This window comes from Limnohabitans sp., assembly GCF_034680285.1.
Lineage (GTDB): Bacteria > Pseudomonadota > Gammaproteobacteria > Burkholderiales > Burkholderiaceae_C > Limnohabitans_A.
On sequence record NZ_JAXITC010000015.1, the window covers coordinates 68856 to 90022 of the forward strand.

Here is a 21167-nt window from a genome sequence, read left to right on the forward strand (position 1 = left end):
CCGGTTTCAGACAATCGGGGGTATCGCCTAGCGCTTGAGCACGCGAAGAATCTCTTTTTGCAACGCCGCCTGCGACATGGGTTTGGACACATAGCCATCGGCACCTGCTGCGATGAAACGCTCTTTGTCACCGGTCATGGCGTGGGCCGTGACCATCAGGACAAGCGTTCTGTGCTGGCCTTGGGCTTCTCGGACACGCAATTGGCGCAATGCGGTCAAGCCGTCCATCACGGGCATCATCACGTCCATCAGCACCACGTCAAAGCGCTCTTGGTCCAAACGGTCCAGCGCCTGTTGGCCGTCTGCTGCCGTCGCATAACGGCAACCCATGCGTTGAAGCATGATTTCAGCCAACTTGCGGTTGATCTCATGGTCCTCCACCAGCAAGACGGAACACGCCTGCGCTTCGGCAGTGCCTGATGACGGCAACGCGGCTTGCTCCGTGGGTTTTGTTAAGACAGGCAGTTCAGGCTGCAAGACCCGCCTGACCGGCAAAGTGGCGACAAAGGTAGCGCCCTTTCCGGGCCGCCCTTCAGCGGTGATAAAGCCGCCCATCAACTGCACCAAGCTGCGCGTGATGGCGAGGCCCAAGCCCGTCCCCCCGAAAGAGCGGGTGACGGAGCCATCGGCTTGCGTGAAGGGACTGAACAAGGCCTCGGTTCTCTCGGGATCAAACCCAATACCGGTGTCGGCCACGCTGATGCGCAAGAGAACGGTTTTTGCGTCGTCTGAGGGCAACAACTCTGTTTTAACGGTGACCGCACCTTGTTCGGTGAACTTGATGGCATTGCCAATCAAGTTGGTCAAAACCTGACGCATGCGCACAGGATCCAACCAAAGCAAGTCAGGCACATCGGGCTCTGTGAAGAGTTGCAAATTAATTTGCTTGGCGCGTGCCAACTGCTCCAAAGATCGCACCGTGTGACGCACCAATTGAGCGGGGCTCACCTCCAGAAGCTCCAACTCCAAGGCCTTGGCCTCGATCTTGGAGAAGTCCAAAATCTCATTGATGATTTGCAACAAATGATTCGCCGAGTCGCGGGCCAGTACCAAATACTCTTTTTGCTGTGCGGGATGGGTGGTGTCCAATGCCAACTCGGTCATGCCCACAATGCCGTTCATGGGCGTGCGAATTTCATGGCTCATATTGGCCAAAAATTCACCTCGCATGCGGTTGGCTTGCTCGGCTTTGTTTTTGGCGTCCACCAGCAAGTCCTGGGCACTTTGTATGGCCGTGAAGTCTTGCATCACGCCGATGAAGAAGTGTTCGTTGTCCAGCCGGGTCTCGCTGATTGTCAAGCGCACTGGAAACAAACTGCCATCGCGCCTGCGCCCCTGAAGGACACGCGGCTGGTTCATCAACCGTTTCTCGCCCGTGCTGAGGTAACGGTCCATGTATTGGTCGTGTCGGTCTTGTTCGGCTTCGGCCATCAGCATGTTCACGCGCTGGCCCATCAGGGCATCCATGGGGTAATCAAAAATGGCAGCCGTGGCGTCGTTGCATTGCACGATGCGGCCCTTCGAATCCGCCACCACAATGGCTTCGGGCACCGATTTAAAAATACTGCTCAACTTGCTCTCACTCAAACGCAGATGCCTTTCCACCTGTTCTCGTTCGGCGATCTCCTGGCTAAGCTGCTTGATCGCTATTTTTCTCTCAGCCGAGAGTTCACGCGACGTTATCAAAGCAGTTCGGATGCGTTTGATGGAGAACCAAATCAGCAACAAACCCAAAAACAACAACACCAACAAAACCACAAAGGTGCGGTTGAGCACGCCGGTGCTGGCCAGCTGCCATTGCGACACGGGCAAGACCACCTCCAAAGCCCCTCGTACATCCTCGACTTGCCAGTCGGTTTTGGGGGAGCCGGGGTAACTGTTGTGGCAAGACACACAACTGGGCAACATGCGATCGGCCTGAGCAAAACGCAACACACGGGTACCGTTGAGCACCTCTTCACGCACAAACGGCTGGTTGGGCTGGTTTTTCAGATGCGCAAGCGCCTGTTTTTGGAAGTCATCCAGAGAACGCTCGGCCACGCGCCAGGGGAATGGCCTGTCGCTGTACAAGCGAACCTGTGTGCCACCATCGACTTTGGACAGGTAATGGCCTAAATCGATCGTCAACGTCGCGGGTAAGGGCAAGGCGTTGTCACGCGATTGGTAGTCGTGCGTGACCTCCATACCCCCCTTCATGGCTCGGGGCACCAGCTCCTGCGTGTAAAAGTTACGAAATTGCGTGACCGAAGCCGCATGCGCCTGCGCACTTTCCGTGGCGTATTGCCGAACCATGACTTCGCTGGACTGGTAGGTGTAGAACACCATCCAAAGACCCGTGGCCAGCAGTACCCCACCGAGCAACTCCATGGGCCAACGCAGAAGCAATTGGCGCATCCCATCCATCAGACTTTGCGAAGCTTTCACTTTGTACCTCGGTTAGAAAGTGAATCATAGCAACGAATACTTAAGTTCAACTCAAGGGGAAATGGCCATCGACAAGACTTTTCTTACCCGATCCAACGGTGGGCCAAGCGGACTACTCAAGTGTCCTTGCTGATCTTGATGCTGGGGAACTTGCTGGAAAAATCCTTGGCCTTGGCCGCGATCTTGACCGCGACCTGGCGGGCTACGGCTTTGTAGATTTGCGCCACTTCGCCATCGGGGTCGTAGACCACGGTGGGCTTACCGCTGTCGGCTTGCAGGCGAATCTGCATGTCCAGGGGCAGTGCGCCCAGGTAGTCCATGCCGTATTCGGCGGCCATTTTCTTGCCGCCATCCGCGCCAAAAATGTGCTCGACATGGCCGCAGTTGGTGCACACGTGCACCGCCATGTTCTCGACCAGTCCCAAAATCGGCACGCCGACTTTTTCGAACATCTTCACGCCTTTTTTGGCGTCCAAGAGGGCAATGTCTTGCGGCGTGGTCACGATCACTGCGCCGGTCATCGGTACGCGCTGGCTCAAAGTGAGCTGGATGTCGCCCGTGCCGGGCGGCATGTCCACAATCAAATAATCCAGTTCTTTCCAGTTGGTCTGGCGCAGCAATTGCTCCAGCGCCTGGGTGGCCATGGGGCCGCGCCAAATCATGGCTTCGTCCGCATTGACCAAAAAACCAATCGACATGACCTGCACGCCGTAGTTCTCCAGCGGCTCCATGGTCTTGCCGTCTTCGCTCTCAGGGCGCCCTTCGATGCCCATCATCATCGGCTGGCTGGGGCCGTAAATATCGGCGTCCAACAGGCCCACCGTGGCGCCTTCCGCAGCCAAAGCCAAGGCCAAGTTGACCGCCGTGGTGCTCTTGCCCACACCACCCTTGCCCGAGGCCACAGCGACGATGTTTTTGACTTGGGGGAGCAATGCCACGCCGCGCTGGGCGGCGTGAGCCGTGATCTTGCTCGTCACGTTGGCAGACACATTCGACACACCCGCCACACCCTTGGCAGCGGCAATCAGCGCCTGGCGCAGCATGGGGATCTGGCTCTTGGCCGGGTAACCCAGTTCCACGTCAAAAGAGACATCGCTGCCTTCGACTTGAAGGTTCTTGAGGGTTTTGGTGGAAATGAAATCTTTGCCCGTGTTCGGGTCAATCACGGCTTGCAGGGCCTGGAGGAGTTGTTCGGTGGTCGCCATGGTCACTTTCTAGAATGGGCCGAAGTTTACCGACAAGCCAACGCGTACACCCTAAAATCAGCGATTCCCCTACAAACTGCCCCACCATGTCTGCCCATAACGGTCTTCTAGAGGCGCCCCGCCAACTCTTTGTCACCACCGCCCTGCCGTATGCCAACGGCAACTTCCACATCGGCCACATCATGGAATACATCCAGGCCGACATCTGGGTAAGGTACCAGCGCATGCAGGGCAACCACGTCAACTTTGTGGGTGCGGACGACACCCACGGCGCCCCCATCATGATCGCCGCCGAAAAAGCGGGCAAGACGCCACAGCAGTTCGTGGCCGACATTGCCGCCGGGCGCAAGCCTTATTTGGACGGCTTTCATATCCAGTTTGACAACTGGCACAGCACCGACGCCCCCGAGAACCACGAACTGGCCCGCCAGATTTACCGTGACCTGCGCGACATATCGGCAGCGGATGGCGGCTCGCTGATCGAGGTGCGCTCGGTCGAGCAGTTCTTTGACCCGCAAAAGAACATGTTTTTGCCGGACCGCTTCATCAAAGGCGAGTGCCCCAAGTGCCACGCCAAAGACCAGTACGGCGACAACTGCGAGGTCTGCGGCGCGGTCTACGCTCCCACCGACCTGATCAACCCCTTCTCGGCCCTCTCAGGTGCCAAGCCTGAACTCAAGACCTCAGAGCACTTTTTCTTCAAGCTCTCTGACCCGCGCTGCGTGGACTTTTTGAACCAGTGGACCCAGGACGGGAAGTTGCAACCCGAGGTGGCCAACAAGGTCAAAGAGTGGTTCAGCGTGCGCACCAACCCCGACGGCACGACCAGCGAAGGCTTGGGTGACTGGGACATCTCGCGCGATGCGCCCTACTTCGGCATTGAAATCCCCGACGCACCAGGGAAGTACTTTTATGTGTGGCTGGACGCGCCCGTGGGCTACCTGGCGTCCCTGAAAAACCTGCTGGACAAACGCGGGGAAGACTACAACGTCTACATGTCCAACCCGAATCTAGAGCAGATCCACTTTATCGGCAAAGACATCGTGACCTTCCACACGCTGTTTTGGCCTGCCATGCTGCATTTTTCGGGTCGCAAAACACCCAACAGCGTGTTCGTGCACGGCTTCCTCACCGTGAACAACGGCGAGAAGATGAGCAAAAGCCGCGGCACGGGCCTGGACCCGCTCAAGTACCTGAGCCTGGGCATGAACCCCGAGTGGCTGCGCTACTACTTGGCGGCCAAACTCTCGGCACGCAACGAAGACATTGACTTCAATGCCGAAGATTTCATGGCGCGTGTCAACTCCGACCTGATCGGTAAGTTTGTGAACATCGCCTCGCGCTCGGCCGGTTTCATTGCCAAGCGGTTTGGCGGGCAACTCGGCCCCGTGAGCGCCGACGGCCAAGCCTTGCTGACGACCTTGCAAGCCGCTGCGCCCACCATCGCCGCGCTCTACGACGAACGCGAATACGCCAAAGCGCTGCGCGAAATCATGCTGTTGACCGACAAGGTCAACAGCTATGTGGACCAAAACAAACCTTGGGATTTGGCCAAGCAAGAGGGCCAAGACACCCGACTGCACGACGTGTGCACCACCTGCATAGAAGCCTTCCGCTTGCTCAGCCTGCAACTCAAACCCGTGCTGCCAGCATTGGCAGCGCAGGTCGAGGCCTTCCTGAACGTGGCCCCCTTCCACTTTGCTCAAGCGCAAAATCTGCTGGGTGCGGGTCACACCATCAACGCTTACCAACACCTCATGCAACGCGTCACCCCCGAGCAACTCGACGCTTTGTTCGAGCCGCCTGCCGTGGTCGAGGAAAAGCTCATCCCCGGCGGCGAGGAAATCGCCCCGACGATCAGCATCGACGACTTCGCCAAGGTCGATCTGCGCATTGCCCAGATCGTGAATTGCGAACCCGTCGATGGCTCGGTCAAGCTGCTGCGCCTGACGCTGGATGTGGGCGAAGGCCGCATGCGCAATGTCTTCAGTGGCATCGCCAGCATGTACAAGCCCGAAGACCTGATCGGCAAACTGACTGTGATGGTCGCCAACCTGGCCCCACGCAAGATGAAGTTTGGCGTCTCTGAGGGCATGGTCCTGGCCGCCAGCCACGCCGACGAAAAAGCCGAACCCGGCATCCATGTGCTGCACCCTTGGCCTGGTGCCAAGCCCGGCATGCGGATCCACTGACCCCCCTGGCTCAAGCGCTGAACATGTTTCCTCTCATTCGTGGATGGACCGATGTACAGCGCAGCCCCGAGGCCAATCTGGGTTTGGGGTTGGTTTTGAGCTTTGTGGCGGGTGCCACCAATGCAGGCGGCTTTTTAGCGGTGGGCAGCTATACCTCGCACATGACAGGCATTCTGTCTTCGGTGGCCGACGACCTCATTTTGGGCAACATCACCTTGGCCTTGGCGGGGCTGGTTTGCCTCATGGCATTCGTTTCTGGCGCCATGTGCACCGCCATCATGGTCAATTGGGGTCTGCGCCAGCAGTTGCACAGCAGCTACAGCCTGCCCTTGCTGCTTGAATCTGTGGCCCTGCTCGTTTTCGGTTTGTTTGGCGCGGCCATTGCGGCTTGGTCGCAGGTTTTTGTGCCGGTCACGGTGGTGTTGCTCTGCTTCATCATGGGTCTACAAAATGCAGTCATCACCAAAATTTCGAGAGCCGAGATTCGCACGACCCACATCACGGGCTTGGTGACCGATTTGGGCATTGAACTGGGTAAATTGCTTTACATCAACCGTGCCCATTCGACTTTGCCAGTATTGGCCAACCGCCAAAGGCTTCGGGTCCACGGGTCTTTGGTGATGGGGTTCTTGCTGGGAGGCCTTGTGGGGGCTTTGGGCTTCAAACACGGGGGCTACATCACCACCCTACCTTTGGCCGCTTTGCTTTGGATTTTGTGTCTGCGCCCCTTGTTGACCGATTTGCGGGCCCGCGCTAAATAATGCGACCAGCACGCCGACGACCATTGATGACGAGAACCGTATGAACTGGATGCAGGCCACCCACTTCTTTCGCCCTCGGTTGCTCGAGAGCTTGCAGGGGTACAACCGGAAACGCTTTGCGCAAGATGTCGGTGCGGGCATGACGGTGGGTGTCGTGGCACTGCCCTTGGCCATGGCATTTGCAATTGCTTCAGGACTGAAGCCCGAAGCGGGTCTCTTCACGGCCATCATTGCGGGCTTTTTGATCTCAGCACTGGGGGGCAGCCGGGTGCAAATCGGCGGTCCAGCTGGCGCTTTCATTGTCATTGTTTACGGCATCGTGGAGCGATATGGGCTGGCCAACCTGATTTTGGCGACCGCCATGTCAGGTGTGCTGCTCTTCCTGATGGGCCTGTTCCGACTGGGCAATTTGATCCGTTTCATTCCTGTGTCGGTCGTGATTGGGTTCACCAACGGCATCGCGGTGCTGATCATGCTGTCGCAAATCAAGGACTTTTTGGGTCTGAAAATTGTCAGCATGCCTGCCGACTTTTTCGGCATCTTGCATTCACTGTGGCACAACCTGCACAGCGCCAATTTGGCGTCTTTGCTGCTGGCCCTGGCCTCTTTATCGCTTCTGGTCGGTTGGCTGCGCATGAGCCGCCGCTTGTTAGGCACGCGCTTTCAAGCCATCAGCATGGTGCCCGGCTCCATCATCGCACTGGTGTTTGCCACTTTGGTCACTTGGCTTCTGTCCTTACCAGTGGAGACCATTGGTTCCAAATTTGGGGGTATTCCTTCGGCCATGCCCGCATTTGAGTGGCCGGCCTTCAGCTGGGACAGCGCTCGATTTCTGCTCATGCCCACTTTGACGCTGACGCTGTTGGGCGCCATTGAGTCTTTGTTGTGCGCCCGCATCGCAGACGGCATGACAGGCGACCGCCACAACCCCAACCAGGAATTGATGGCCCAAGGCGTCGCCAACTTCGTCACACCTTTTTTTGGCGGTATGCCCGCCACGGGCACCATCGCCCGCACGGTGACAAATATCCAAAGCGGTGGCTCCACCCCGATTTCAGGCATGGTGCACGCACTGACCTTGCTGGCCGTGGTGCTGGTGGCAGCGCCATTGGCTGCCCATATTCCATTGGCAGCGCTGGCGGCGATCTTGATGTTTGTTGCCTGGAACATGGGGGAGTGGCGCGAGTTTTTGCTGTTGCGCCAGTACCGCATGCCTTATCGGGTCACCTTGCTGGCGGTTTTTTTCCTCACTGTGGTGTTTGACCTGACAGTGGCCGTTGAGGTGGGACTGATTGCCGCCTGCCTGACATTCATTTACCGCATCTCCAGCCTCAGCCGCTGCGAAAACGTGGGTCCACGGGATCAACCCACCTTGGCGGGCCATGAAGCACAGATTCAGGCTTGGCGGATTTATGGTGCCTTGTTTTTCGGTGCCGTCAAATTGATAGAAGAGATCGAAGACCAGATCCGTACCCCTGTGGTGGTGGTGGACCTCAAAAACGTGATTTACATCGATTCTTCGGGGGCAGACGCTTTGATGAACCTGATCGACACTTGCCGGAAAAAAGAAGTGCGCCTGATCGTCTGTGGTTTGTTGCACCAACCGCTGGACATCGCCCGCCGAAGCGGCCTGCTGGAACACCTGGAAGGGCAGCTGGAGGCCGATCTGCCTTCTGGCTTGCAAAAGGCTGTCAGTCAGTTGGCCCCTCAAGGCCAGTAAAATCAACCAACAATGTGGCTTGAGCCAAGACTCAAGACCTTTTATGCGCCCTTGGCGCTCTCCGATTGCCCGACCGAAAGTCCTGAATGTCCATTTTCCGCCGCCCCGACTACACCTCTGACACCACCCAATTCATTGAACAACTCAAAGCACAACGTCCTGAATTAGAAGCCGAGCAACGCCAGGGCCGCGCTTTGCTGTGGGACAAACCGGTGAGCCGAGTGGAACAACAAGCCTTCAAAGAAGGCCGAGTGGCTCAGAAACCCTACGTGTACCAAACTCAGGCCTCGTGAGGCTTGCACTGACTCGCCGCCGTAAGTCCTAGAACTGCTTGGCCTCTGAGGCACACCCATGACGACCCCCACAGAACTGATCGACCTACTGCAGGATGCCCCCGCGTCCATGCCTCAGGTGGTGGACCATGTGGCGGTGGCTCGCCTGTACGGCGAACCCTTGTTCTCCATGCCCACCGACTTGTACATCCCACCGGATGCTCTGGAGGTGTTTCTGGAGGCTTTCGAGGGCCCACTGGATTTGCTGCTGTATTTGATCCGAAAGCAGAATTTCAACATCCTCGACATCCCCATGGCGGGCGTGACACGCCAGTATTTGGTCTATGTGGATGAAATTCGCCAGCGCAACCTGGAACTGGCGGCCGAATACCTGCTGATGGCCGCCATGCTGATCGAGATCAAGTCGCGCATGTTGCTGCCCCCAAAAAAGGTGGCCGAGGGCGAAGAAGCCGAAGACCCTAGGGCAGAGCTGGTGCGCCGTCTGCTGGAGTACGAGCAAATGAAGCTCGCCTCCATGCAACTGAACGTGGTTCCGCAATACGGGCGTGATTTTTTGCAGGCACAGGTCTACATTGAGCAAAGCCTGCAACCGCGCTTTCCGGACGTGAGCATGGACGAGCTGCAAATGGCTTGGCGTGACATTTTGAAACGCGCCAACCTGGTGCAGCACCACAAGATCAGCCGCGAAGAACTCAGCGTGCGCGAGCACATGACCATCGTGCTGAAGCACTTGCAAGGCCGCAAATTTGTGGAATTTGAAAACCTGTTCGATCCGACTTTGGGCACGCCTGTGTTGGTGGTGACCTTCATCGCCCTGCTTGAGCTGGCCAAGGAAACCTTGATCGAAATCACCCAAGCCGAGGCTTTTGCCCCCATTTATGTTCGGTTGGCGTACACGCCCAATTGAATCTGTCTTAGAAAACTTCGACTCACCCGAGTCACTCCCACCTTGCCATGATCATTGCCCGTTCCATCGACGAACTGCGTCAAGCCCTGAGCGCCTCTCAATGCCCCGCCTTTGTGCCTACCATGGGCAACCTGCACGCAGGCCACATCAAACTGGTCGAATTGGCCAAGCCCCAGGGCGACTGCACCGTGGTCAGTATTTTTGTGAACCGCCTGCAATTCTTGCCGCACGAAGACTTTGACAGCTACCCTCGCACCTGGGAAGCCGACTGCGCTAAGCTGCAAGCCGCGGGCTGCGATGTGGTGTTTGCCCCTCGCGAAACCGACCTTTACCCCGAAGCCCAAACCGTCAAGGTGCACGCCGACCCGGCGCTGGCAGACATCCTAGAGGGCGAATTCCGCCCCGGTTTTTTCACGGGCGTGTCCACAGTGGTCATGAAACTGTTCATGAGCGTGTTCGCGGGCAAGGGCCAGGGCGTGGCCGTGTTCGGCAAGAAGGACTACCAGCAACTCATGGTGATCCGGCAGATGGTTCGACAGTTCGCGCTGCCCATCACCGTCGTAGGCGTGGACACCTGCCGGGCCGAAGACGGCCTGGCTTTGAGTTCGCGCAACGGCTACCTGAGTGAAAGCGAACGCACTGAAGCGCTGCAACTGTCACTGGCCCTTCGGGAACTGGGCCGCGACGCCTTGGCCGCTGCCGACGCTCTGGCACGTCACCTGCCCGCCCTCGAGGTCAAAGCCATGAATGCTTTAAGCCAGCGCGGCTGGCAACCCGATTACCTGACGGTGCGCCGCCGCCACGACCTGCAAGTGCCACAAGCAGGCGATGCGTTGGTGGTGCTGGGTGCTGCAAAGTTGGGCAGCACGCGTCTGATCGATAACTTCGAAATCTGAATTCAACACCCGCGCCAAGGCGGAGGACTTCTGGCCTTAAACAGCCTCGCCCCGAGGCCCGCGCCCCATCAGCACCTGTACGGCTTCGGTTGCTTTCAGGTGGCCGTCCAGCAGTGCAACCACCGCTTCGGTGATGGGCATGTCCACGCCGAGTTGGCGGGCACGCTGGAGCACCGTTCGGGCGCTGTAAACGCCTTCGGCCACATGACCGAGCGAGGTCACGGCCTGCTCGAGGCTCAGACCTTGGGCCAGCAGCAGGCCCACTTTGCGGTTGCGGCTCAGGTCGCCAGTGGCCGTCAGCACCAAATCGCCCAAGCCCGACAAACCCATGAAGGTCTCGGGCTTGGCGCCCAGCGCTACGCCCAAACGGGTCATTTCGGCCAAGCCGCGGGTGATCAGGGCCGCACGGGCATTCAGACCCAAGTCCAGCCCATCGCACAGGCCTGTGGCGATGGCCAAAACGTTCTTGACGGCGCCACCCACCTCGACACCCACGATGTCGTCGTTGGCGTACACACGCAGGGCCCCGCCATGAAAGGCCTGGACCAGCGCCTCACGCACCGAAGCATGTGGGCTGGCCGCCACCAAGGCGGTGGGTTGGCTGCGGGCCACTTCTTGCGCAAAACTGGGGCCGTTCAGCGCGCCCGCTTTCAACTGAGGGGCCACTTGGGCCTGCACTTCGTGAGGCATGAGACCGGTATCGGCTTCAAAGCCCTTGCACAGCCAAGCCACCGATGCGGGCACACCCTGCAGCGACTGCAAAGCGCTGCGCAAGCCAGCCATGGGAGTGGCGATGATGAACAGGTCTTCGGCCCGTGCAGACAGTAAAAGTGTGGCCAAAGGGCCTGACGTGATGGCCAGCGATGCAGGCAGCTCAATGCCGGACAAATAGCGTTCGTTGCGACGCTGCTGCTGCATGGCTTGGGCCTGTGCAAGGTCGCGGGCATGCAAACTCACCCGGTGGGCCGAAGACCGGCGACTGGCGGCGATTGCCAAGGCCGTGCCCCAAGCGCCAGCACCTATGATGGTGATCTGCATGCCGGGTGTGCGTCGCTTTTACTGCTGAGGCGCTGCGGCCTGCTGGGCTTGCTGCTGCTCGTACATGGCTTGGAAGTTGATCTCGGCCAAGTGAACGGGTGGGAAACCGGCACGGGTGATCAAGTCGGCCACGCTGGCACGCAGGTAGGGGTAAACGATTTGAGGGCAAGCGATGCCCATGACCGGACCCATTTGGTCTTCGGGCAAATTGCGGATTTCAAAAATACCGCCTTGCTTGCATTCAGCCAAAAAGACTGTTTTGTCGCCAATTTTGGTGTGCACTGTGGCCGTGACGCAGACCTCAAAAACACCTTCAGCGGCTGGGGTCGCCTCAACACCCAACTGGATGTCCACGCTGGGTTGCTGCTGCTCAATCAGGATGGCTGGAGAATTGGGTTGCTCGAGCGACGCTTCTTTCAGGTAAACGCGCTGAATTTGGAAAACAGGGGCCAAAGCTTCGGTGTTGACTGCGGTATCGGTCATGGATTTCTCTTCAAAAATAAGGCGGACAAGCCCTAAACGGCAACGTCCAAGGTTAGAACTGTTGGATTATCAGCGATCAAATTCGTCTTCAAGTCAGGCCGCTTGCAACAAAGGCAACAAACCGCCTTTGGCGTCCAAGGCCATCAGATCGTCACAACCGCCCACATGGGTGTCGCCCACATAAATTTGCGGGACCGTGCGTCGCCCTGTGGTTTGCATCATGTGGTCGCGTTGAACAGGGTCCAGGTCAATGCGGATTTCTTCAATCTGCTCCACGCCTTTGGATTTGAGCAACTGCTTGGCTCGAACGCAATAAGGGCAGACAGCGGTGGTGTACATCTTGACGGTTTTCATGGCATTTCCTTCGGGTTCAGGCTTTTTCGACAGGCATGCTAGCCGCTTGCCAGGCCTTCAGACCTCCGGCCAGGGACTGCACATTTTCGAAGCCCAGTTTGCGGGCGGTGGCGGCAGCTCGGGCCGAACGGGCGCCCACTTGGCAAACCATGACCACTTGAGACGATTTGTTTTTGACCAACTGCGCCAGCTTGTCCTCGAGTTGACCTAAAGGCAAATTTTTGGCGCCGATCACATGGCCGCGAGCGAACTCATCAGGTTCACAGACATCGATGACGATGGCTTTTTCACGGTTCATCAACTGCACCATGTCTTGCGGATTCAAGCCCTTGCCTGTGCTCAAAACAGGGAAAAGCAAAGCTGCCCCAGAGGCCAAAGCCACGGTGATGAGCATCCAGTTGTCGAGGAGAAATTTCACGAATCAGACCTTTAAAGGCAAAAAAACAAGGGCCTGATGAAAGGCCGGGAACTGTGGATTCTAAAATGACGGGCTTATCCCTTGTTTTCATGACCCTCAGCGTCACTTCTGCCCATGTACAAACTTGTCCTTATCCGCCACGGCGAATCCACCTGGAACCTTGAAAACCGTTTCACGGGCTGGACCGATGTCGACCTGACCCCTGTGGGCGTGAGCCAAGCCATGTCAGCGGGCCAATTGCTCAAAGCTGAAGGCTGGGACTTCGATATTTGCTATACCTCGGTGCTCAAGCGGGCTATTCGCACCCTTTGGCTCACTTTGGACGAGATGGACCGCACTTGGCTGCCGGTGGTCAAGGATTACCGGCTGAATGAGCGCCATTACGGTGCGCTGCAGGGCTTGAACAAAGCCGATATGGCCAAAGAATTCGGTGAAGAGCAAGTGCTGATCTGGCGCCGCAGTTACGACACCCCACCTCCTGCCTTGGAGACCAACGACCCCCGTTGCGAACGCAGCGACCGCCGTTACCCTGACCCCCAAGCCGTGCCACTGACTGAATGTTTGAAAGACACGGTCGCTCGCGTCCTGCCAGCCTGGAACGACAGCATCGCCCCCAGCATCAAGGCGGGTCAACGCGTGATGCTTGCTGCGCACGGAAATTCAATCAGGGCGTTGATCAAGTATTTGGACAACATCTCAGACGAAGACATCGTGAACCTGAACATTCCCAACGGGATTCCCTTGGTCTATGAACTGGACGAAAACCTCCAACCTATCCGGCACTACTACTTGGGCGATGCACAAGCCGCTGCAAAAGCGGCAGCAGCAGTGGCCAGCCAAGGCAAAGCCTGATACACCCTGGCTGTGCATCTGCCTGCCCCTCGGGTGTATATTGATCGAATTCTGACTGGATAGATTCAAGCAAATGGGACACAAACTCAAGATCGCTGGCTGGCTCAGCGTTGGCGCATTGGCCGGCGCACTGACCACGGTGTCACTGCAGACCGTGGCACGCGGCAACTTGGCCCCGCTGCCTCTGGAAGAGTTGCAGCAGTTGGCCGCCGTTTTTGGCATGGTCAAAAGCGATTATGTGGAGCCTGTGGACGAGAGAAAACTCATCTCCGAAGCCATCTCTGGCATGGTGGCCAGCTTGGACCCTCACTCTCAATATTTCGACAAAAAGAGTTTTAAAGAGTTTTCCGAGGGCACTTCAGGCAAATTTGTGGGTGTGGGGATCGAAATCAGCCAAGAGGACGGCTTGGTCAAAGTGGTTTCGCCCATCGAGGGCTCGCCGGCTGACCGTGCTGGCCTCAAGCCCAATGACCTGATCACCAAGATCGATGACACCGCAGTCAAAGGCCTGAGCCTGAACGAAGCGGTCAAACGCATGCGTGGTGAACCCAAAACCAAGGTCCTGCTCACCATCTTCCGCAAATCTGAGAACCGCACCTTTCCGGTCACCATCATCCGCGAAGAGATCAAGACCCAATCGGTCAAGTCCAAGGTGATCGAGCCTGGTTACGGCTGGATTCGCGTGTCCCAGTTTCAAGAACGGACCGTGGACGACTTCGCTCGCAAGATTGAGGAAATGTACAAACAAGAGCCCAAGCTCAAAGGCTTGGTGCTTGACCTGCGCAACGACCCCGGGGGTCTGCTCGACGCAGCCGTGGCCTTGTCCGCCGCCTTTTTGCCTGAAAACGTGACGGTGGTGACCACCAACGGCCAGCTCGAGGAAAGCAAATTCACCTACAAAGCCACGCCCCAGTTCTGGCGTCGCAACAGCAGCAACGACCCCATCACCCGCATGACAGCCGCCACGGGTGGTGCGCTGAAAAAAGTACCTTTGGTGGTGCTGGTGAACGAAGGCTCGGCCTCGGCCAGCGAAATCGTGGCGGGTGCATTGCAAGACTACAAACGCGGCACCTTGATGGGCAGCCAGACTTTTGGCAAAGGATCGGTGCAAACCGTGCGCCAGTTGGGTCCTGACACGGCGCTCAAGATCACCACAGCCCGCTACTACACGCCCAGTGGGCGTGCCATCCAAGCCAAGGGCATCGTACCGGAAGTGATGCTGGACGAAACCGAAAACGGCAATCTGTTCTCGGCTTTGCGCACGCGAGAGGCCGATCTGGAAAAACACCTCTCCAACGGCAAAGAAGCTGAAGAGAAAAAAGACCCCGCTCGCGAAAAAGCCCGTGAAGAAGCGATGAAGAAACTGGAAGAAGAATCCAAAAAGCCTGTGGCGGAACGTCGTTTGCCCGAGTTTGGCTCAGACAAAGACTTCCAGTTGATCCAGGCCTTGAACCAACTCAAAGGCCTGCCCGTCAAGGCCAGCACCACCCTCGCTGAGCGCAAGGTCGAGAAAAAAGACGACTGAGCGCCATGGGTAACGCGCATGGATGACACGCAACTGCTGCGCTACTCGCGGCACATCCTGCTCAACGAATTGGGCATTGACGGCCAAGAAAAGCTCTTGGACTCGCACGCCCTGATCATCGGCGCGGGCGGCCTGGGCTCTCCGGTCAGTTTGTACTTGGGCAGTGCAGGTGTGGGCCACATCACCGTGGTCGACCACGACGAGGTCGACGCCACCAACTTGCAGCGGCAAATTGCCCACACCTTGGATCGCGTAGGCCAATACAAAGCCGATTCGGTGCGCACCGCCATTGCCCAGATCAACCCCGATGTGCGCGTCACCCCCATCACCCAACGTGCGGATGCCGCCCTGTTAAACCGCTTGGTAGCCCAGGCCGATGTGGTCATCGACTGCTGCGACAACTTTGAAACCCGCCAAGCCGTGAACTCGGCGTGCGTTGAACTGCGAAAACCGCTGGTTTCGGGCGCGGCCATTCGCATGGATGGTCAGGTTTCGGTGTTTGACAGCACGCAAGCAGAATCGCCTTGCTATGCCTGCATCTTCCCACCCGCGCAGATGCCCGAAGAGACCCGCTGCGCCACCATGGGCGTGTTTGCGCCGCTGGTGGGCATCATCGGCACGGTCCAAGCGGCCGAAGCCCTCAAAATCTTGAGCGGCATGGGCAGCCACATGGCCGGGCGTTTGCTCATGCTTGACGGACGCGACCTGTCGTGGACCGACATCCGCATGCAACGCAACTTGGATTGCCCAGTCTGCGCAGCTCACCGTCCAACTTGACCGATCAGATCCATCGATCATTCGGCCGCAATGGCAGCCTCCCACAAGGTAAACAGCTGCTGCACAACAACCTTGTGCGGCAGAACCTCTTCGCGTGAACGCCAGCTTCGTCAACTGCCATGGCAAGTGCCATGGAATTTTCTGAACACAGGCGGAGACATGGCCGCTTCGGGCACCGCAAACACCCCCATTTTTTGTTTTTGCGCCTGCCGTTGCAAAACGGCATAGGGTCCTTTGCCTGTGCGAAAACGGTATGCCCACGCCATGCCAGAGCGCACCATTTCGGCGCCCAGATCGACACCATTCAGGTTCAAACGCCCAATCTGTCGACCGTACACGTCCTGCCCCAGATCCACCACCTGAACGGATTTGCGCAACACCAAGCGAATCAATTCGTCGCGGGACTCTGCGCCGCCAGGCTGACAGGTTTCAGGCGCGTCGATGCCATCGATGCGCAACTTGATGGGCTCGTGTTGGCCCTCGCGCACCAACAACACCGTGTCGCCGTCCATGACCCAGCTGACCCAACCAGTCCAAACCTCTGAAGCCTGAACCACGCCATGCAGCGACAAAACCAATGCACACATCAAGCGAAGGCAAACTGTCATGGTGCTTCTTTGCCGCGCTGTCCCTGGCGGCGATTGGCTTTGGGGAAATCCGGACTCAGTTCGGTCACCAAAATCTGGGATTGGGCGAGCAAACGCTCCAGCGCCTCGTCAAATTGGGCGGCTTCTTCGGGCTGCAGCGCTTTCAAGATTTGGCTGTTGATGGCCTGAATTTGAGGCATCAAAGCCTCATAAAGCTGTCGCCCGGGAGGCGTCAAGCTGACCAAGGCACTGCGCCGATCGTGGGCGGGTATGGTACGCAACACCCACTGTTTTTTGACCAACGCCGTCAAAGTGCGCGAGGTACGGGCACGATCGCGGTGCATGCGCTCGGCCAATGCCGAAGGCGGCAAGCTGCCATTTTCATAAAGTTGGGCCACCACACCCCACTCGCGCCGGGTGATGCCGTAGCCGCCCTCACACAAGCGCACCACCATGGCCCCAGCCACACTCGATAAGCGAGCCAGCCTATACAGAAGCAGGTCATCAATCGAGGCCAGACGTTGGGATGGGGACAAAGGCATCAGGGTTTTCCGGGGGGATGATTGTTTAGATCAATTGTCGGTCAAGCCACTACATTCTGACTTGACTTGCGCTTTCAACAAGGGACATCTGAGCCCCGAACCCAAGGAGACATCCATGAACACGATCCCAAGCAAGACCCGCCCCAGCCTCAGCAAATTCAGCCGCCGCAGTTTGGGCCTTCTGGCGCTGTCACTGGCCGCACTCTCGCCCAATCTTCACGCGCAAGACAAACCGCCCCTCAAGATCGTGGTGGGCTTTCCCCCTGGTGGTTCGGCAGACATTCTGGCGCGCATGGTGGCCGACGCCCTGCGCGAGGACTTTGGCACCATCGTTGTGGACAACAAGCCCGGCGCAGGCGGACGCATTGCCTTGAATGCAGTCAAGGTCGCCAAACCCGATGGCCAGACCGTGATCATTTTGCCCAGCGGCCCGATGGTGCTGTTCCCGCATGTCTACAAAAAGCTCGACTACGATGCCGTGAGGGATTTCACCCCCGTCTCGCAAATTGCCCGCTTCCAGTTTGGCGTGGTCTCCGGCCCTGCCAGTAATGCCAAATCCGTGGCCGAGATGGTGGCCAAGGCCAAGAGTGACCCGGGCAATGCCAGCTATGGCACGCCGGGCGCTGGCACCCTGCCTCACTTCATGGGCGTGCTGATGGAGCAGTCGGCCGGCATCAGCCTGAACCATGTGCCGTTCCAAGGCGGTGCACCGGCCAACAACGCCCTGCTGGGCGGTCACATCGGCTACAAGTTTGACGTGGTGTCCGAAACCGCTGAAATGCACCGGGCCGGCAAAGTCCGCATCATCGCGGTGACTGGCAACCAGCGCGACCCCCAAGTGCCCGAAGTGCCAACGCTCAAGGAGTCGGGCATCAACATGGACGCCACCGCCTGGTTTGCCATGTATGGCCCTGCGGGCCTCAAAGGCGATGCCCTCACCCGCTTAGAAAAAGCGATGATGAAAATCGCACGCGATCCAGCCATGAAGGACAAAATGCTCAAACTCGGCTACGAACCCATTGGCTCCAACTCGGCCGATTTGGCTGCGGCACAAAAAGCGGATCTGGCTCGCTGGGAGAAACCCATCAAGGCAACTGGTGTGCAGCTCGACTGACCGTTTTCATATGACCGCACCACAACGCCCCAACATCATTTTCATCGTGGCCGATGACCTCGGCTTTGCCGACCTCGGCTGCTACGGCGGCCGCGACGCGAAGTTTGGCAAGGTCTCGCCCGTGCTCGACCAACTGGCTGCCAACGGCCTCAAGTTCACGCAAGGCTATTCCAACTCGCCCGTGTGCTCACCCACCCGCTTTGCGCTCATGACCGCCCGCTACCAGTACCGCCTGCGCGGCGGGGCCGATGAGCCCATCAACAGCAAGAGCAAAGGCAGCAAGGTGCTGGGCCTGCCGCCCGAGCACCCCACGCTGCCCTCGCTGCTCAAGGCCAGCGGCTACCGCACAGCGCTGATCGGCAAATGGCACCTGGGCTACCCGCCCCACTTCAGCCCCATCAAGTCCGGTTACGAAGAATTCTTTGGCCCCATGTCGGGCGGTGTGGATTACTTCACCCACGCCAGCAACAACGGCACACACGACCTCTACACCAACGAAGAAGAAAAACACGAAGACGGCTACCTGACCGATCTGATTTCCAACAAAGCGGTGGACTTTGTGAACCGCATGGCCCCGGGCGCTGCGCAGGGCACGCCCTTCTTTTTGAGCCTGCACTACACCGCGCCGCACTGGCCTTGGGAAACCCGCGAAGACCATGCGCTGGCCCAAGAGGTCAAAGACAACCTGTTCCACCTGCATGGCGGCAACATCCACACCTACCACCGCATGATCCACCACATGGACGAGGGCATTGGTTGGTTGGTGGACGCGCTCAAAAAGACAGGCCAGCTCGACAACACCCTGATCGTCTTCACCAGCGACAACGGCGGCGAGCGATTCTCTGACAACTGGCCTTTGGTGGGCGGCAAGATGGACCTGACCGAAGGCGGCATCCGGGTGCCGTGGATCGCGCACTGGCCTGCTGTGATTGCGCCGGGCGGCACATCGGCCCAGCACTGCATGACCATGGACTGGTCGGCCACCATGGTCGAGCTGGCAGGCGCACAGGCCGATGCCGACCACCCGTTTGACGGCGTGTCGCTCGCCCCAGTGCTGCACGACGCACAGCATCGGTTTGAGCGCCCGCTTTACTGGCGCATGAACCACCGGGGTCAACGCGCCCTGCGCATGGGCGACTACAAATACCTGCGGGTGGACGGCCACGACTATTTGTTCAACATTCCCGCCGACGAGCGCGAGCGTGCCAACTTGGCTCAGCACCAGCCCGAGACGTTGCAAAACCTGCGTGCTGCCTGGGAAGCTTGGGACGCCACGGTGCCCGCCATCCCAGAAGACGCAACCATCAGCTTGGGCTACTCTGTCAAAGACATGCCACAGCGCTGACGTCATGACGGCTAAGATCGGCCATGGCTGATATTCGACGATTCTTAACTTTCCGTCAGTGGCCCCGCCTGACAACACCCCTGGCCCGGACCGAGGTGCTGGCGGGTCTCACGGTGGCACTGGTCATGATTCCGCAAGCGGTGGCTTATGCGGGTCTGGCAGGCATGCCCTTGGTCACCGGGCTTTACACCTGCCTGATCCCTGCTTTGCTGGCCGTGCTGTTTGGCAGCGCCAACCGCTTGTCGGTCGGCCCGGCTGCGCTCACTTGCGTGCTGATTGGTGCCTCGCTCACGGGCATGGCCGAACCGGGCTCGCCCGAATGGGTGGCGCTGGCGGTGTGGTTGTCGCTGCTGTCGGGGGCCATTCAGCTGCTGCTGGGCCTGGGGCATTACGGCTGGCTCATCAACTTGGTCAGCGCCCCGGTCATGACCGGTTTCACCCAAGCCGCATCTTTGCTCATCATGGCCTCACAAGTGCCCGGTTTGTTGGGAGTCAAGGCCTGGAGCTGGAACGTGCAAACCTGGCCTGCTTGGCTGAGCAGTTGGCCCGCGTTGTTTGGCCTGGGCAGCTTGGCTGTTCTTTTGCTGCTGCGTCGTTTCAAGCCGCGCTGGCCCGGCATCATGATCGTCATGGCCCTCGCCTCGGCCATCGCCTATGCCACCGATTACCAAGACCACGGCGCGGTGGTCGGCCTGCTGCCTTCGGGTCTGCCCGATTTTTATTGGCCTGAGTGGCCGGGCCTGGACAGGGTCAACCAGCTCTGGGTGCCTGCCATGGTGATCGCGCTGGTCAGCTTTTTAGAGACGGCATCAAGCGCCCGCATCGAATGCCGCCGCGAAGGCAAACGCTGGGACGACAGCACAGAACTCTTCAGCCAGGGCCTGGCCAAAATCGCCTCGGCTTTTTCGGGCAGCTTTGCCACCAGCACCTCGTTTTCACGCTCGGCCCTCATGCTCTACGCTGGGGCGCGATCGGGCTGGGCCGTAGTCGCATCGGTCGGCTTTGTGCTGCTGGCTTTGCTGTTGCTCATGCCCGCACTGCAATTTGTACCCCGCTCGGTCATGTCGGCAGCGGTGATCGTGGCCGTGCTCAATTTGTTCCAGCCGCGCCAGTTTTTGAGTCTCTGGCGCGTGGGCCGCATCGAGACCATGACGGCAGGCATCACCTTTGCCATGACCTTGTTGACCGCGCCGCGCATTTACTGGGGTGTTTTGACCGGTGTCCTGGTCGGCCTGAGCCATTTTTTGCACACCCGCCTGCACCCACGCATCATCGAAGTGGGCCTGCACCCCGATGGCAGCCTGCGCGACCGGCATCTTTGGAAACTGCCACCCTTAGCCCATCAGCTGTACGCCCTGCGCATGGACGCCGAACTCGATTTTGCTGCCGCCAGCGAGTTTGACCGGGCCATCACCGACCACCTGGCCCGCCACCCCGATGTGAAACATGTGTGCCTGTTTGCACAGCCCATCAACCGCATCGACGTGACGGGTGTGGAAACTTTTGGTCAGCTGCACCGACAACTGGTCAGCCGTGGCATCACACTGCACATCAGTGGCATCAAACTGCCTGTAGAAACTACATTGCGACGAGCAGGCGAACTGGCAGAAGGCCCCTACCTCCGGCTCTACCGCACCGATGCCGAAGCCTTGCAGGCTTTGAAAGGGATCAACCCGCTCCCCGCAGAGATGGCCGCGACCGCCATCTGACCCCAGACCCCAGACCCCGGGTGAA

20 protein-coding genes are annotated in these 21167 nt (G+C 58.6%); 12 read left to right on the forward strand and 8 right to left on the reverse strand.

Annotation, left to right across the window (positions count from 1 at the left end):
• Positions 1–27: 27 nt before the first annotated feature.
• Positions 28–2394: a response regulator gene (locus SWE17_RS12780; RefSeq protein ID WP_322993468.1), complete on the reverse strand. Its 2367-nt coding sequence runs from the start codon at positions 2392–2394 to the stop codon at positions 28–30.
• 146 nt (positions 2395–2540) lie between these two features.
• Positions 2541–3629 (reverse strand): iron-sulfur cluster carrier protein ApbC, encoded by a 1089-nt coding sequence (gene apbC / locus SWE17_RS12785; RefSeq protein WP_322993469.1) that lies wholly within the window; start codon positions 3627–3629, stop codon positions 2541–2543.
• 86 nt (positions 3630–3715) lie between these two features.
• Here apbC and metG point away from each other — a divergent pair, with 86 nt between their 5' ends.
• The 6 genes from metG (at position 3716) to panC (ending at position 10398) form a co-directional block, all read left to right on the forward strand.
• The gene (metG, locus tag SWE17_RS12790; protein WP_322993470.1) at positions 3716–5821 is read left to right on the forward strand and encodes a methionine--tRNA ligase; all 2106 of its coding nucleotides are present in this window, start codon (positions 3716–3718) and stop codon (positions 5819–5821) included.
• Between the two features lie 23 nt (positions 5822–5844).
• A complete protein-coding gene (locus tag SWE17_RS12795) occupies positions 5845–6582 on the forward strand; it encodes a YoaK family protein (RefSeq protein WP_322993471.1) in 738 nt (245 codons plus the stop codon).
• Between the two features lie 40 nt (positions 6583–6622).
• On the forward strand, positions 6623–8302 hold the full coding sequence (locus SWE17_RS12800) for a SulP family inorganic anion transporter (protein ID WP_322993472.1): 1680 nt from the start codon (positions 6623–6625) through the stop codon (positions 8300–8302).
• 86 nt (positions 8303–8388) lie between these two features.
• On the forward strand, positions 8389–8595 hold the full coding sequence (locus SWE17_RS12805; protein ID WP_322993473.1) for a DUF3460 family protein: 207 nt from the start codon (positions 8389–8391) through the stop codon (positions 8593–8595).
• 58 nt (positions 8596–8653) lie between these two features.
• Complete coding sequence (locus SWE17_RS12810; RefSeq protein ID WP_322993474.1) at positions 8654–9502, forward strand: ScpA family protein; 849 nt, start codon at positions 8654–8656, stop codon at positions 9500–9502.
• Positions 9503–9549: 47 nt separating this feature from the next.
• Positions 9550–10398, forward strand: coding sequence for a pantoate--beta-alanine ligase (gene panC, locus SWE17_RS12815; RefSeq protein ID WP_322993475.1), 849 nt, complete (start codon positions 9550–9552; stop codon positions 10396–10398).
• Positions 10399–10434: 36 nt separating this feature from the next.
• Here the strand turns inward: panC and SWE17_RS12820 are convergent, their stop codons facing one another.
• The 4 genes from SWE17_RS12820 to SWE17_RS12835 form a co-directional block, all read right to left on the reverse strand.
• Complete coding sequence (locus tag SWE17_RS12820) at positions 10435–11436, reverse strand: NAD(P)H-dependent glycerol-3-phosphate dehydrogenase (protein ID WP_322993476.1); 1002 nt, start codon at positions 11434–11436, stop codon at positions 10435–10437.
• Between the two features lie 18 nt (positions 11437–11454).
• Complete coding sequence (gene secB / locus SWE17_RS12825) at positions 11455–11919, reverse strand: protein-export chaperone SecB (protein WP_322993477.1); 465 nt, start codon at positions 11917–11919, stop codon at positions 11455–11457.
• 93 nt (positions 11920–12012) lie between these two features.
• Positions 12013–12273 (reverse strand): glutaredoxin 3, encoded by a 261-nt coding sequence (gene grxC, locus SWE17_RS12830; RefSeq protein WP_322993478.1) that lies wholly within the window; start codon positions 12271–12273, stop codon positions 12013–12015.
• A gap of 16 nt (positions 12274–12289) precedes the next feature.
• Positions 12290–12691, reverse strand: a complete 402-nt coding sequence (locus SWE17_RS12835) for a rhodanese-like domain-containing protein (RefSeq protein WP_322993479.1) — start codon at positions 12689–12691, stop codon at positions 12290–12292.
• Positions 12692–12805: 114 nt separating this feature from the next.
• Here SWE17_RS12835 and gpmA point away from each other — a divergent pair, with 114 nt between their 5' ends.
• The 3 genes from gpmA (at position 12806) to SWE17_RS12850 (ending at position 15845) form a co-directional block, all read left to right on the forward strand.
• A complete protein-coding gene (gpmA, locus tag SWE17_RS12840) occupies positions 12806–13543 on the forward strand; it encodes a 2,3-diphosphoglycerate-dependent phosphoglycerate mutase (RefSeq protein ID WP_322993480.1) in 738 nt (245 codons plus the stop codon).
• Positions 13544–13616: 73 nt separating this feature from the next.
• Positions 13617–15068 (forward strand): S41 family peptidase, encoded by a 1452-nt coding sequence (locus SWE17_RS12845; RefSeq protein ID WP_322993481.1) that lies wholly within the window; start codon positions 13617–13619, stop codon positions 15066–15068.
• Between the two features lie 18 nt (positions 15069–15086).
• The gene (locus SWE17_RS12850; protein ID WP_322993482.1) at positions 15087–15845 is read left to right on the forward strand and encodes a HesA/MoeB/ThiF family protein; all 759 of its coding nucleotides are present in this window, start codon (positions 15087–15089) and stop codon (positions 15843–15845) included.
• A 110-nt stretch (positions 15846–15955) separates the two neighbouring features.
• Here the strand turns inward: SWE17_RS12850 and SWE17_RS12855 are convergent, their stop codons facing one another.
• Together SWE17_RS12855 and SWE17_RS12860 are read right to left on the reverse strand one after the other, a co-directional pair.
• Positions 15956–16453, reverse strand: coding sequence for a thermonuclease family protein (locus SWE17_RS12855; protein WP_322993483.1), 498 nt, complete (start codon positions 16451–16453; stop codon positions 15956–15958).
• A complete protein-coding gene (locus tag SWE17_RS12860) occupies positions 16450–16974 on the reverse strand; it encodes a MarR family transcriptional regulator (RefSeq protein WP_322993484.1) in 525 nt (174 codons plus the stop codon). The genes SWE17_RS12855 and SWE17_RS12860 overlap by 4 nt, the downstream gene beginning before the upstream one ends.
• 115 nt (positions 16975–17089) lie before the next feature.
• Between SWE17_RS12860 and SWE17_RS12865 the strand changes: the two genes are divergently transcribed.
• The 3 genes from SWE17_RS12865 to SWE17_RS12875 are packed head-to-tail and all read left to right on the forward strand — an operon-like array spanning position 17090 to position 21142.
• Positions 17090–18088: a Bug family tripartite tricarboxylate transporter substrate binding protein gene (locus SWE17_RS12865; RefSeq protein ID WP_322993485.1), complete on the forward strand. Its 999-nt coding sequence runs from the start codon at positions 17090–17092 to the stop codon at positions 18086–18088.
• Positions 18089–18098: 10 nt separating this feature from the next.
• The gene (locus SWE17_RS12870) at positions 18099–19433 is read left to right on the forward strand and encodes a sulfatase (protein WP_322993486.1); all 1335 of its coding nucleotides are present in this window, start codon (positions 18099–18101) and stop codon (positions 19431–19433) included.
• 23 nt (positions 19434–19456) lie between these two features.
• A complete protein-coding gene (locus tag SWE17_RS12875; RefSeq protein WP_322993487.1) occupies positions 19457–21142 on the forward strand; it encodes a SulP family inorganic anion transporter in 1686 nt (561 codons plus the stop codon).
• Positions 21143–21167 lie beyond the last annotated feature (25 nt).